The 13,574-nt window shown below is 32.9% G+C and carries 15 protein-coding genes; 2 read left to right on the forward strand and 13 right to left on the reverse strand.

The window, feature by feature from the left end:
• Window positions 1–6: 6 nt before the first annotated feature.
• From C7J89_RS11235 to C7J89_RS11260, 6 genes are all read right to left on the reverse strand, one after another.
• A complete protein-coding gene (locus C7J89_RS11235) occupies window positions 7–384 on the reverse strand; it encodes a hotdog fold thioesterase (RefSeq protein WP_103294901.1) in 378 nt (125 codons plus the stop codon).
• A gap of 30 nt (window positions 385–414) precedes the next feature.
• Entirely contained in the window at window positions 415–1,731 is a 1,317-nt protein-coding gene (locus tag C7J89_RS11240; protein WP_061855144.1) for a Na+/H+ antiporter family protein, read from the reverse strand.
• A 224-nt stretch (window positions 1,732–1,955) separates the two neighbouring features.
• Window positions 1,956–3,434, reverse strand: coding sequence for a M17 family metallopeptidase (locus C7J89_RS11245; RefSeq protein WP_103294900.1), 1,479 nt, complete (start codon window positions 3,432–3,434; stop codon window positions 1,956–1,958).
• A 108-nt stretch (window positions 3,435–3,542) separates the two neighbouring features.
• Window positions 3,543–4,751 (reverse strand): NAD(P)/FAD-dependent oxidoreductase, encoded by a 1,209-nt coding sequence (locus C7J89_RS11250; RefSeq protein WP_061855146.1) that lies wholly within the window; start codon window positions 4,749–4,751, stop codon window positions 3,543–3,545.
• Between the two features lie 281 nt (window positions 4,752–5,032).
• Entirely contained in the window at window positions 5,033–5,392 is a 360-nt protein-coding gene (locus C7J89_RS11255; RefSeq protein ID WP_061855147.1) for a HesB/IscA family protein, read from the reverse strand.
• 12 nt (window positions 5,393–5,404) lie between these two features.
• Window positions 5,405–5,641: a YuzB family protein gene (locus C7J89_RS11260; RefSeq protein WP_048792666.1), complete on the reverse strand. Its 237-nt coding sequence runs from the start codon at window positions 5,639–5,641 to the stop codon at window positions 5,405–5,407.
• 446 nt (window positions 5,642–6,087) lie between these two features.
• On the opposite strand from C7J89_RS11260, the gene C7J89_RS11265 reads away from it, so the two are divergent.
• Window positions 6,088–7,152 (forward strand): NAD(P)/FAD-dependent oxidoreductase, encoded by a 1,065-nt coding sequence (locus C7J89_RS11265; RefSeq protein ID WP_061855148.1) that lies wholly within the window; start codon window positions 6,088–6,090, stop codon window positions 7,150–7,152.
• A 30-nt stretch (window positions 7,153–7,182) separates the two neighbouring features.
• Here the strand turns inward: C7J89_RS11265 and C7J89_RS11270 are convergent, their stop codons facing one another.
• Window positions 7,183–7,503: a YuzD family protein gene (locus tag C7J89_RS11270; protein WP_103294899.1), complete on the reverse strand. Its 321-nt coding sequence runs from the start codon at window positions 7,501–7,503 to the stop codon at window positions 7,183–7,185.
• 105 nt (window positions 7,504–7,608) lie between these two features.
• Between C7J89_RS11270 and C7J89_RS11275 the strand changes: the two genes are divergently transcribed.
• Window positions 7,609–7,851, forward strand: coding sequence for a NifU family protein (locus C7J89_RS11275; protein ID WP_042739763.1), 243 nt, complete (start codon window positions 7,609–7,611; stop codon window positions 7,849–7,851).
• A gap of 55 nt (window positions 7,852–7,906) precedes the next feature.
• On the opposite strand, the gene dltD is transcribed toward C7J89_RS11275, so the two are convergent.
• The 6 genes from dltD to C7J89_RS11305 all read right to left on the reverse strand — a co-directional run bounded on the left by dltD (window position 7,907) and on the right by C7J89_RS11305 (window position 13,568).
• Window positions 7,907–9,058 carry a D-alanyl-lipoteichoic acid biosynthesis protein DltD gene (gene dltD, locus C7J89_RS11280; protein ID WP_103294898.1) on the reverse strand — a complete coding sequence of 384 codons (1,152 nt, stop codon included), beginning with the start codon at window positions 9,056–9,058 and terminating at the stop codon, window positions 7,907–7,909.
• Complete coding sequence (gene dltC / locus C7J89_RS11285) at window positions 9,055–9,291, reverse strand: D-alanine--poly(phosphoribitol) ligase subunit 2 (RefSeq protein WP_103294897.1); 237 nt, start codon at window positions 9,289–9,291, stop codon at window positions 9,055–9,057. The genes dltD and dltC overlap by 4 nt, the downstream gene beginning before the upstream one ends.
• 17 nt (window positions 9,292–9,308) lie before the next feature.
• Window positions 9,309–10,523, reverse strand: a complete 1,215-nt coding sequence (dltB, locus tag C7J89_RS11290) for a D-alanyl-lipoteichoic acid biosynthesis protein DltB (protein ID WP_061855152.1) — start codon at window positions 10,521–10,523, stop codon at window positions 9,309–9,311.
• Complete coding sequence (dltA, locus tag C7J89_RS11295; RefSeq protein ID WP_103294896.1) at window positions 10,520–11,983, reverse strand: D-alanine--poly(phosphoribitol) ligase subunit DltA; 1,464 nt, start codon at window positions 11,981–11,983, stop codon at window positions 10,520–10,522. The genes dltB and dltA overlap by 4 nt, the downstream gene beginning before the upstream one ends.
• A gap of 14 nt (window positions 11,984–11,997) precedes the next feature.
• Window positions 11,998–12,144, reverse strand: a complete 147-nt coding sequence (locus C7J89_RS11300; RefSeq protein WP_061855154.1) for a teichoic acid D-Ala incorporation-associated protein DltX — start codon at window positions 12,142–12,144, stop codon at window positions 11,998–12,000.
• 461 nt (window positions 12,145–12,605) lie between these two features.
• A complete protein-coding gene (locus tag C7J89_RS11305) occupies window positions 12,606–13,568 on the reverse strand; it encodes a 2-hydroxyacid dehydrogenase (RefSeq protein ID WP_103294895.1) in 963 nt (320 codons plus the stop codon).
• Window positions 13,569–13,574 lie beyond the last annotated feature (6 nt).

Consider the following 13,574-nt stretch of genomic DNA (forward strand, 5'->3'; position numbering starts at 1 on the left):
ATACAACTAGTTTTTACGTTCTTTGATTGCCACTGTACCTCTCATGATACAAATTAATCTGTCCGTATCATCTTTTATTTCGATGTTCCAAACTTGTGTTGTTTTACCTTCATGAATAATCGTTGCGGTAGCATAGATTGTACCTTCTACAGTAGAACCGATATGATTAGCATTCATTTCTAAGCCTAAAGGTATATAATGATCGGTATCTATAATATAAGCTGCTCCCATTGAACATGCAGTTTCACCTAATGCTAAACTTGCACCTCCATGTAAGTAACCAAATGGTTGTTTCACTTTATCAGTTACTGGCATAGAAACGACCATTAATCCATGCTCTTGTTTTTCAATCTTCATCTCTAAAGCATCTAACATCGTACTCATATCGCAACTCCCCTTTTATCAACTTATTAATTATAATACCATAGCGGCAATTGTTCCGAAAATGATTAAAGGTACGTTATAGAATATAAAGTTAGGTACACAAGTATCACGCACATGGTCATGTTGCCCATCAACATTTAAACCGGCTGTTGGTCCTAAAGTAGAGTCACTTGCAGGTGAACCTGAATCACCAAGTGCACTCGCTGTACCGATTAATGCGATAAGTGCCATTGTGCTTAATCCTAAAGATTCGCCTAACGGAATAAATAACGTTGCGATAATCGGTATAGTCGCAAATGAAGAACCGATGCCTAATGTCACGATTAAACCAATTATATACATTAATATAATACTAAGCAGTTTGTTACCGCCTGTAATATCACTTAAGCTATGTACTAATTGGCTAATGTCACCTGTCTTATTCATAACCCCGGCAAAACCATTAGCTGTCAATATAACCACACCAATGTAAGCCATAATTTGAATACCGTCGACAAATTTTTGATCCAAATCTTTCCAGTTATAAGCTCCTGAAACAAAGAATGTTAAGACACCTGCTAAAGCACCAAATATCATTGAATCTGTTAGTGTTTGAACTGTAAAAGTAGCAATAATAGAAATGATTGTAATAACAATTACATAAGGTTTTAAAGTTACTTCTGCAATTTCACTTTCGTCTTTATGTTCAATATATTTTCTTGGCTTACGATAATAAATTAAACCTACGATTAAACCTACAATATACCCCATTGAAGGTATTATCATGGCTTTCCAAATCATACTCATTTCTATAGGATGATGTGCTTTCGTAAACCCTTTTAAAATAATTTGGTGGAAAATTTGACCAAAACCAAATGGTAGTAAGACATATGGGAAACATAGCCCAAACCCTATTATCAAGCCAATTTGACGTCTATCAATATTAAGCTCATTAAATAAACTAATTAATGGTGGTATAACTATTGGAATAAATGCAATGTGTACTGGTATTACGTTTTGACTCATAATACTTAATACTAATAATGCAATCATAATAATTACTTTAACTTTAACACGTGACATTTTTGAATTCTCGGCACGTATTGCTTTTATAATTTTTAACACGAGGTAATCAGTAATACCACTATAAGAAATTAAAGCGGCGAAACCTCCTAATAAAGCATAACTCAGTGCAACTTCTGCACCATCTACAATATTTTTACCGAATACTGTCACTATATCTGTGACACTCATTCCGGCTATTAAGCCACCTACTAGCGCACTAATGAATAAACTAATAACTACATTTAATCTACATAAGCATAGAATAATCATTACTACGACAGCTATAACGACTGCATTAAACACAATTTAAAACTCCTTTACCACATTATCGAGCTAAAGCGTTATGAAATTTATATTATCAATCTGTATTACCTTTGTCAACAAAAATAAAACAAATCATAATTAATAAAAAAGTTGAACTACTACCTTTTTTACTTAACACTCTATCAATAATCATTTAATTATTAGTTTAATTTGTATTATCGATATGTGTATAAGCTAGATATAGTTCAACTTATGATTTTATATTATAAACTTCTTAACCACTGTACGATTGTAGGGATCATATAACCCGTTGGACCTTTAGGACCATTAAATGATGCTTTATGCGTCGTAGCTGGCCCAGCAATATCAAAATGCAAATGTGGTGTATCACCAGCGAAATGGCTAATAAATGTGGCTGCAAATAGGGCTTTACCATGACCATTTGTATGATTTACTAAATCAGCGACATCCGTTTGACGAATTAAACGTTGCTCTGTTGCCGTCATCGGTAACTCAAAGACCATTTCATCCGCTTCATAAGCATGTTCTAAAATCGTAGCTAATGGGGCTTTATCATTATTCTTAAATACTGCTGCTTTATCTTCACCTAATGCTGCTACGGCTGCACCTGTTAAGGTAGCAAAATCTAATATAACTTGTGGTTTAAATTGATTTGCATAAAAGACTGCATCACCTAATACGAGTCTACCTTCTGCATCAGTATTTAATACTTCCACTGTTTCACCACTTAACGCCGTGAAAACATCGTCTGGTTTCATTGCTTCACCATTTATCATGTTTTCTGAAGCTACGATAACGCCAACGATATTAATTTTTAATTTAAGTAAACGTGCCGCTTCAATCATGCCAATGACATTTGCAGAACCACACATATCATATTTCATAGTCTGCATACCTAACTTTGATTTAATTGAATAACCACCAGAATCATACGTAATGCCTTTACCTACTAATGCGATAGGCGCTTCATCACTTGAAGCTCCATTATAAGTAAGCGTAAATACGCGCGCAGGATTAATCGAACCTTTACTTACAGCATGTACTAGTCCAAAACCTTCATTTTGTAATTGCTCTTCGTTTTTAACATCCAATTGTACCTCTGTATCTTTAAAATGCTCAGTTAATACTTCTTCATAATAACTTGGCGTTAAAATATTAGGAGGCATGTTACTATAATCTCTTGCTAAATTTATCGCCTCTCCTATTGTTTGCCCTTGTTGCACAGAAGTTATGATGTGTTGGTTCTCACTATGTAAATTAATTACTAATTCATAAGGCGCTTTTTTCGTCGTTTTATAATTATCAAATTCATATATTGAACGCATACTTTGTTGTCCTAACAATTCTGCTATTCTTTCTACAGGCAATTCCTTCGCTTCAAAACTATCAAATAATAATGATGCTGTTGTTACATTTTCAGCTTTTAAAAATTGGAACAGATTGCCAAATACCTTTGCAATATCTGATGACGTCAATTGTTTTAAATTAGCTAATCCAATTGTTACAAGTCGGTATTTTTTATCATTAATTTGTAATTGCGTTTGATATATTTTACCTACCTGACTACCAACTATGTGATCATGTTTCAACTGTGATAAGTCTTCGGTAATGTCTACGCCGTCTACTACAATAGGTTGCGATAATTGATTTAAATGTCCTGCTACACCAACGATTAGTGTTTGATTAAATGCTTTATCCTTTGTGTTAAATTGAATGTTCATTAATATCATTCCCCTTTAATTAAAATAAAAAGCCTATCTTTTTCAGATAGGCTTTTCACACACAGCATATCCTAACTAGATACTACTGTCATATTATTAATTTAACAATTAAAATTTACCTTTTTTGAATGCAAGACCGATACCGCCTAATTTGAATACAGCACGTGTATCGATAACTTTCTTCATGAAAGCAGCTTTTTTACCAGCAATATCTCTACCGTAAACGATACCAACACCGTCATTAGAACCTAATGAACATACAGTACCTCTATCTACGTAAGTAAATTCTTGTGTTGGTTGTCCTTCAAGAATATGTTTGATATTTTTAGCAACATGTTCACCTTGTTGCATAGCGATTTGAGCAGTTGTTGGTAATGGACGTTCTTCACCAGCAGGAATAAACGCTGAACAGTCACCAATTACGAAGATATCGTCATAACCAGCAATTGTTAAGTCTTGTTCATTTACAATTCTACCACGTTTAACGCCGTCGAATGATTCTTCCATTAATTGACTACCACGTACACCAGCAGCCCATACAGCTGTATTTGCTTCTAATTGTTGTTCTTCATCATTAACTTTAACAACGAAACCTTTTTCGTTACAAGCTACGATTGGAGTTGCAATTTTGAATTCAACACCTTTATTTTCAAGGTAGTTAACGGCATGGTTCACAAGGTCATCTGAGAACATTGGTAACATTTTTGGTGCAGCTTCTACACAAGTAATTTTAACTTTACTTTGTTCAACGCCATATTTGTTACATAATTCAGGAATACGGTCTGTTAACTCACCTAAGAATTCAATTCCAGTGAATCCAGCGCCACCTACTAATATAGCTAAATCACGATCATCTTTGTCTTTAGATGCAGCATAATTAGCAAATTTGTCTTCGATATGACGAGCTAAACGGCGAGAAGTTAAAACGTTCTCGATTTGGAACGCGTGGTCTTTCATACCTTTGATACCGAAAGTTTCACTTTCGAAACCTAAACCTACTACTAAAATATCGAAATCAAAAATACCAGCGTCAGTTTCAACTTTTTTAGCATTACGGTCAATTTTAGTTACTTCTGCTTTTACAAAGTTTACTTTATCTTCGTTAATAACACTTTTTACAGGATATAGTAAATCTTCATAGCTAATCGTACCTGCTGAAGCTTCATGTAACCAAGTAGCTTCATAGTGATAATCATTTTTATTGATTAATGTAATTTCTGCTTCATCAGCTGAAATTTGTTTTTGTAATTTAGTAACAGTTTGTAAGCCAGCATAACCAGCACCTAAAACTAGAACTTTTTTACGATTTTGTGCCATTTTATTCACCTAAGCTTTCATAATTTTTATTGCAACCGTCTTTAGCAAGAACTAATTAGAGTAATTCAACTCATTAAAGACAATCTTTCATCCATTAATAATTTTATATTTTTTAAGGTATATTTTCAAGCACTTACATGCACATTGTTTATTTTTTCACAAATTAATTATAAAAAAGTTGGAACAACCTTACTTCAATAGCCAATTTCATCTTTAAAGCTAAAACCTTATAAGATTTAACACGTGACTATCATTGCGTAAAAGTGTTCCAACTTATTAAATTAACAGTCTTCTGGTGAACCTGCTACTTTAGCCGTTCTAAATGAACTACCGCAACCACATGATGCAATGGCATTAGGGTTATCTATTTGGAACCCGCCACCCATTAGCGATTGTTTGAAATCAACTGTTGTACCATCTAAGACTGGTTTGTCATTTTTATCTACTAAAACTTTCAAACCGTAAAATTCATATACTTCATCATTATCGCCTTTTGATTCTTCTGCAGACATACCATAAGTTAGACCAGTGCAACCGCCACCGTTAACTTTAATTTTTAAATAACCGTCTGACATATCATTTTGTTTAAGCATGTCTTTAACTTCATAAGCTGCTGCTTCAGTCAAATTTATAACTGCCATAATGTTTCCCTCCTAGAAAATCCATGTTTCTTCTATATGAGCATATATTTTTTGTAATAAATCGTCTGGTGATTCACCTTCAACGATATCACCATTTACCAATGCATACAAGGTACTTGAACATAATCCGCAATTTTGCAAACACCCATATTCTAGAACATCTACACCAGGATCATTATCAAGTTGGTTATATACATAATCTCCACCTTTCGCCATGTTCGAAATGCAGAATTCTACTATCGGATTCATAATACACCTTCTTATTAATAATCAGTTATAACATTATAACAATTTTCACTACTAATGACTATGTTCTTGCTTTGCTTCATATCATTAAATTTTCAAGCTAACATATTTAGGGGTAAATATTAATAATTTCCGTTGGTTAAATTGATATTTATCAACTTTTTTAAGTCAATAATCATCGTTTTGTTAACAATTTTGATTACTATAATAATTTAATTTCTGTCTAAAATGTGTCTAAGTTATTTGTAGAACAATTAAAAAAAGCATATAATATAGACGAGTTATTTATTTTGAAAAATGAGATGGTCATTTATACCTATTTATTTTTCACCTTAGCAAATAGATTGAAACTTATAGACTTTAATGTATTTTATTCAAACGGGCTGAAATTTAGTACTATGTCTTTTGTTGAAATCTGTAAACACATTTATTATTAGAGGGGTATCAAAATGAAGAATTTAGTTCTATTAGGTGGCGGCTACGGCAACATGCGTATTATGTCTCATATCTTACCAAATGCGTTACCTGACAATTATTCACTTACACTAATCGACCGTATGCCATATCATAGTTTGAAACCTGAATTTTATGAATTGGCCGCGGGTACAAAATCAGATAAAGAAGTGCGTATGAATTTCCCAAATTCTGAACGAGTGAACATCGTTTACGGGGAAATCAATGATATTAATTTAGAGGACCAAATCGTTACGGCCGGTCAAACAAAAGTTGATTATGACGAACTAGTTATCGGCTTAGGTTGTGAAGATAAATATCATAACGTTCCCGGTGCAGAGGAATATACACATAGTATCCAAACATTATCTAAATCTCGTGAAACGTTCCATCATATTAGTGAGCTACCAAACGGTGCTAAAGTTGGTATTGTAGGTGCAGGGCTAAGTGGTATCGAATTAGCGAGTGAATTACGTGAAAGTCGTGAAGATTTAGATATTTATCTCTATGATCGTGGCGAACGTATCTTATCTCGGTTCCCAGAAAAATTAAGTAATTATATCGAGAAATGGTTTAAGAAAAATAATGTTCATGTCGTGCCAAATTCAGATATTAACAAAGTTGAACCAGGCCGTATCTATAACTGTGATGTACCAGAAGATTTAGATTTAATCGTTTGGACAGCTGGTATTCAACCGGTCGAAATCGTTAGAAATTTACCTATCGATATTAGTAAAAGTGGCCGAGTTATTTTAAACCAATATCACCAAGTGCCAACTTATCCTAACGTTTACGTAGTTGGAGATTGTGCCGAACTACCTCACGCTCCAAGTGCTCAATTGGCAGAATATCAAGGTGACCAAATTGCTGATGTTATGAAATTACAATGGCAAAACAAAAAATTACCTGAAAAAATGCCTGAAATTAAAGTACAAGGCTTCCTAGGTTCATTGGGAGATAAAAAAGGATTTGCTTACATTATGGATAGAACGGTAACTGGACGTTTAGCTTCCATATTAAAATCTGGTGTACTTTGGATGTATAAATATCATAATGGTTAAAAAAGAGACTGCTCATTTAAGAGCAGTCTTTTATTGTGCTTCAATTTTATTTACAAATCGAGTTAAATCTCTTAATTGGATATAACCGTCAGCCACATATTCATCATTCATTGTTATAAGCGGATAAAACAATTCGTCTTCTTGAATTTGTTCGATAAAATGTTGATCATGGTCTGATAAATTATCATCATCTTTTTCTATATCGATATATGTGTATTCAAACTGAATGTTTGGGTATTTCCTAGCTAATAATGGTTGTAACCATTCATACGTATTCTTTGAAGTCGGCGCATTGACACAACTTGCACATACATTTTCCGCTCCATACACGACGACACTCACCTTGTTCAAGTTAAATCCCCCTTTAGTTTCAATCATAGATTTTTCTTTCATTTTCTATTATAATAAATAAATGAGTACAAGTTGAAATTTTTTTACTTGAAAGGAGGCATATGTATGCCAACTGAAAACGCAACTATGTTTGATCAAGTAGCTGAAGTCATAGAGAGATTACGTCCATTCCTACTACGTGATGGAGGAGATTGTTCACTAGTAGATGTAGAAGATGGGATTGTGAAATTACAATTACACGGTGCATGTGGTACTTGTCCAAGTTCTACTATTACTTTGAAAGCTGGTATTGAACGTGCTTTACACGAAGAAGTACCAGGTGTTATAGAAGTAGAACAAGTATTCTAACCGACATTAAATATACTAAGAGCGCTCAGCTTAATGAGCGCTCTTTTTTAAGTTGTTATGGTTTTTCATGCATATGATGGTTGATACATTGGTTAATATAAACCCAACCTTTCCATCCAATATGAACAGCATCACTAATAACGAATGGTTCATAATCTTTGTCTGTCATGTCATACAATTTACCTTCACGTGATGTTACAGTGTGATTGATTTTTTTATAAACGCCTTGTCGACGCTCAGAATCGATACCAATATGATCATACCATTTACCATTAGCTGGAATACTTATGTATTGTACATCTGCACCAGCTGCACGCATTGTATCTACTAATAATGCTAAATCCGTAAATTCTGGAGAGTTTTTATTAAATTCGTAATTTCGATTAATCTTTCTCTTATGTGCTTTAATTAAATCCCAATATTTATCTCTAATACCAAATTTATTAGATTTAGTATGTTCACCGCCATATGCTTCTGCATCTTGTCTCATGGCCTTCCACGATTCGTAATTATCATTAAGTGGTTTAACGTTTTCGAGTGGTGATGATGCCAAAGGATAAGCGGATTTAATAGCTTCTATTTTTAGTAATTGATTTTCTTTAAACGAAGAAACATATGAATGCTTTACGTTATCTGGATTTTTAGCTACTTGTCTTAAAAATGGTTTGTTTTCAACATTTTTAAAATGTAATAGTCTTTTCGCATATCGTTGTTTAAGCTCAGGGCTTAAATTAGGTTGTTCAAACAATTTATCTATTTGTGTTTGAGAAATCCTAGCATTAAAATTATCGTTTGTTAATCCATGATTGGTAAACCATTGTGGTGAGATAATAAAGGCTAATTTCTTACCTTTTAAATTATTATATTGAGATGCTAATCCAACGGCATTGATTAAGTCAGTCGAACCACCAGTACCGATTAAATACGGTTGTTGTGGAACGTTCTTACGATTATGCATCACAATTCCAGGATTAAATGGATCGTCTTTACCAAGTTCACTCGATCCATAAATAGGATAGTAATGATTCGATTCGAATAATTTATTTTGAATGAGGGTTCCTTTTAACACTTGTTCATTCAGTGACAATCTTTGATCAGCTACTGCTTTATTTGAGATTAAACCTGCAAACCAACTTGCTGGTAATAATAGGAAAACGCCAAACAATACTAAGCTAACCAAAATTGGAATGTATGGTTTTAACTTCATTTTTGTTGTTCAAGTACTGCAACAATTTTATTTGGTGTCGCCCATTCGTCTCTGTCGAAGTCCATAATAGAAACTTCAATATCTAATTTATTTTGAATCTCTAATAAGAGTTCCACAGTTTTAAACGAATCAATAATACCCTCTTCAAAAATTTCGATATCTGGTTGTTCCTTCACGATGTTATTTTCTGATACATCGGCTAATAAATCTAATACTTGTTCTCTAAATTCCATATAAATTCCTCCTAAAATTAAAACAGTTTACCTGAAAAGATAAGAAAACCAAAAGTTACAAAGTGGAACGTTACAACGATACTCAATGCTTGAGTATATTTATTTTGCCATTTAGGCGGATGTTGTTTTTTCCAACGCTCATAATATCCATAACCTATAAACATCAGGCCATGATATAAACCATAAGCAATATAATGTACTTCTAAACCATGCCAAACCCCCATAATAAAGAAGTTGATGAAAAATGCGATATTCGACATTAAGAGTTGGCTTTTAAACATTCTTTTTTTAGACATATAGAATAGTGAACGCATATAAATACAGTCTCTAAACCAAAATGATAATGTCATATGCCATCTATTCCAAAAATCTTTAATATTTTTTGCTTTAAACGGCTGATTAAAGTTTTCAGGTGTTTTCACCCCGTATAAATAACTAAAGGCGATTGCAAACAAACTATAACCTGCAAAATCAAAGAATAAATACATACTATAGGCATACATATAAAGCCATTTGCCCGTAAAGGTAGTTAATTCTAATGTGAGTGGCGCAACGGCATATTTTTGAATTAAGTAAGCAATAATATATTTATATAAAAAGCCCATCATAATATAATGAATCGCTTTAATTAGTAAGTCATTATATTCTCCACCAGTTGGGATTTTTTTATCATCTTTGACAAAACGTTTATATCTATCAATTGGACCAGATGAAATAGTTGGGAAGAATGAAATAAATTGAATTAATTTCCAAAATTTAACTTCCTTAATTGAACCATCTCGTATTTCCATAAGTAATTGCACACTTTTAAAAGTCACGTAGGAAATTCCTAAAAAGCCAATGAATGATACGACTTTACTTTCGTGTAATATAACTTGGTAATGCCCTAACCATGAACTTTGAATAACTTTAACCAATACTAAAGGTAAAATAGATAAAGTTATCACTACTGCAAATTTTGCGAATGAATTATTCCTCGCCTTCGATTTCCAATAAGTCATTATGATACATACTTGCCATATAATATAAAGAATAAAACTGACAAGTTGCGTACTAATATAGCTAATTCCAAATAAATTATGTTTATGTGAAGAGAAAATAATTACAATCATAAAGAAAGTAGACAAACCATTATATATGTAACTTCTCTTACCCATAAGTCCCAATATGATTACTGGGAGTAATACGATGAGCGCTATTAAGAAAAAGGTAAAAGTGCCATAAGGTATCATGTTGTTGTAACCTCAGCAATTTGCTTTCTATCTACTTTACCGTTCACTGTCATTGGCATTTGATCAATGACTTTGAATTTGCTTGGAATCATATATACCGGTACATATTGTTTCAATTGTTCTTTAATTTCATGAGATAACACATTAATATCAATATTTTGAGGTGTATCTTGCGTTAACGTAATAACACCAATAATTTTTGATACTTTGTCTTTGTTATATACCGGCACTACAATAGCTTCTCGTATTTTATCAATATGTCTTAATTGAAATTCAATTTCTTCTAATTCGATGCGATAGCCGTTCAATTTAATTTGATAATCGATACGTCCTTGGATAAACCATAGGCCATCTTTTTGAACTGCTTTATCACCTGTATAGTAACTTCTACTGTGATCATTATCTTTAAACACTTTTTTACTTCTATCTTCATCTTTATAATAACCAGCACTTACACAGTTACCCGTAATGATTAATTCACCTTCTTCTGTTACATCTAAAGCTGTGCCATTTTTCGGAACTCCTACTGGAAGTGGATTATATCTATCGATGATATCTTTAGTGATCTGAATACTAGTAATCGCAACAGTTGCTTCAGTTGGACCATAAGTATTATAAATTGTTGCATGTGGGAATTTATTATTCAATATTGTTGCCGTTTTATGCGCTAATATTTCTCCACAGAAATAAAATTGTTTCAGTTGTGCATATTTTTGTTCATCAAAATGTGGCAATAATAAACACATTTCTAAAAATGACGGCGTTGAAACCCATACGTTAATATCATTATTTTCAAGTAACTCATTTAACAATTTAGGTTTGTTAATCATATTTTTACTAACTAGGTTAAGTGTGCCTACAGATAATAAACATGGATAAATAGCCATAACAGATAAATCGAAAGAAAATGGCGCTTGATTTAACCATTGTTGGTGTTCACCTGCTTGATTTAACTCAACTACCCAGTCAGCAAATTCATTTAAACTACTGTATTTAATTTGTACGCCTTTAGGTTCACCAGTTGAACCACTAGTAAAGATCGTGTAAGCAATATCATCGCTTGCAATTTGCGCTTCATAATGTTCAACAGTAGTCAGTTGACGTAAAGATTCTATGAAAATTTCTTCGCCAATTGTTAATGTGAGTGTTTCTGAAGTCGTATTAAAAATAAATTGTGGTTCTATTTTATTAATAATCGATGCTACCCTATCTTCAGGCAACGACGTGTCCACTGGTACGTAGCCACAACCTACTTTCATACTTGCTAACATACCTACAATCATGAACGGCGACATATGTCCATATAATAACAGCGGTTTGTTAGCATCTTCTATATGCTTTGCTAATGTGTTAGAGAATTGCTCTAGTTCTTTATAAGTTAAAATGTCGTCATTATATTTGATTGCTGCTTGATCAGGGTGAAATGATGCGTGTTGTTTAACTGTTGTTATGATGTCCATCTCTTTGCTCCTCATTAAAATTCATTATAAATAAAGTTGTTGTGGGTATCGCCTGACCCATATATCAAATATAGAGCGATTAATATTATAAAATACAATACAGTTAGTCCTGCTGTCTTCACAGCACTATATTGCATAAATTTAAGTTTAATTTTTGACATTGTCCACCTCATAATAAAATCAACGATCCATTTTCACAACTTAAATGACAAAATTTACAATCGTTGTCCATCATCATTCTTTACAAATTCATTATACATTTTTTCTTATAACTTTACAATTGTATAAATATTTTACATTGTTGTTATGGCATATATAAAACGCGCTATCGATAAATAAGTGTTACACAATATATTTTATTCAAATATCTTTTTAACATAGTTATAAAACGGTTTCAAATAATTATCTCAAAGGTTTTTACATGGGCTTTACATATTCATATACTTAATTAATATTTCTCAATTTAAATTTTTATTTGTATAGTCTAGTTATACAAAATTTTGTCATAAAAAAACTCGGTCTCTGGTTGTAACATTGTTGTAAACTTTGTAAAGTAATGTCATAAAACAAAAAAAGCAGCTCAACTTTGTAGGTTGAGCTGCTTTACTTAATATTTTATTGATTATCCCCTAACTGGCGTTAAAGGCTCATGTCCGGCTAATACTAATTTAATATTATCTACACATAACTGAATCATACGATCTCTAGTTACAATAGATGCACTACCGATATGCGGTACAATGACAGCATTTTTCATTTTTAATAACGGGTTGGCCATATTAATGGGCTCTTCCCTTAATACATCAAGTCCACACGCCCATATTTGACCTTCATTTAGTGCATGAATAAGTGCCTCTTCGTCAACGACTGCACCTCTACCAATATTAATAAATATGGCTTCTTTTTTCATTTTTTCAAATGCTTGTTTATCAAATTTATCTTTTGTTTCTTCAGTAAGAGGTGCTGTACATATAATAAAGTCACTGTTTTTAAGTAAAGTATCAAACGATACGTATAGCGCACCTAATTCTTCTTCAGCATCACTATGTCTAGAACGATTGTGATACATTATATTAGCTTCAAAACCTTTTAGCCTACGCGCTACTGCTTTACCGATATCACCCATACCAAAAATACCAACTTTGGCTCTATATAAATCTTTGCCTGCTAATAAGTATGGGCTCCAACTTTGCCATTTACCCTCTTGTACGTAACGTTCTGCTTCAACTATTCGACGTGCCACACTTAACGTTAATGAGACACCTAATTCTGCTGTCGTCTCAGTTAAGACATCCGGCGTATTCGTCACAACAATATTATGGTCGTGAGCTAGTTGTACATCTATGTTATCAAAGCCCACCGCCATATTTGCTATAATCTTCAAATTTGGTGCAGCGTTTAAAGCTTCTTCATCAATTTGCTCTGATAAAGTTATAAAACATGCCGTAGCTTCTGACAAAGCTTTTAAAAATTTATCCCTTGGCATTGGCGTATATGCATCATCCCAAAGTTCAACTGTATCAATCGCTTCTAATTGCTCAATAAATTTATCTGGTACTTTTCTTGTAACAATAATTTTACCCATCCCAAT

Source organism: Staphylococcus kloosii (genome assembly GCF_003019255.1).
GTDB classification, from domain to species: Bacteria; Bacillota; Bacilli; order Staphylococcales; family Staphylococcaceae; genus Staphylococcus; species Staphylococcus kloosii.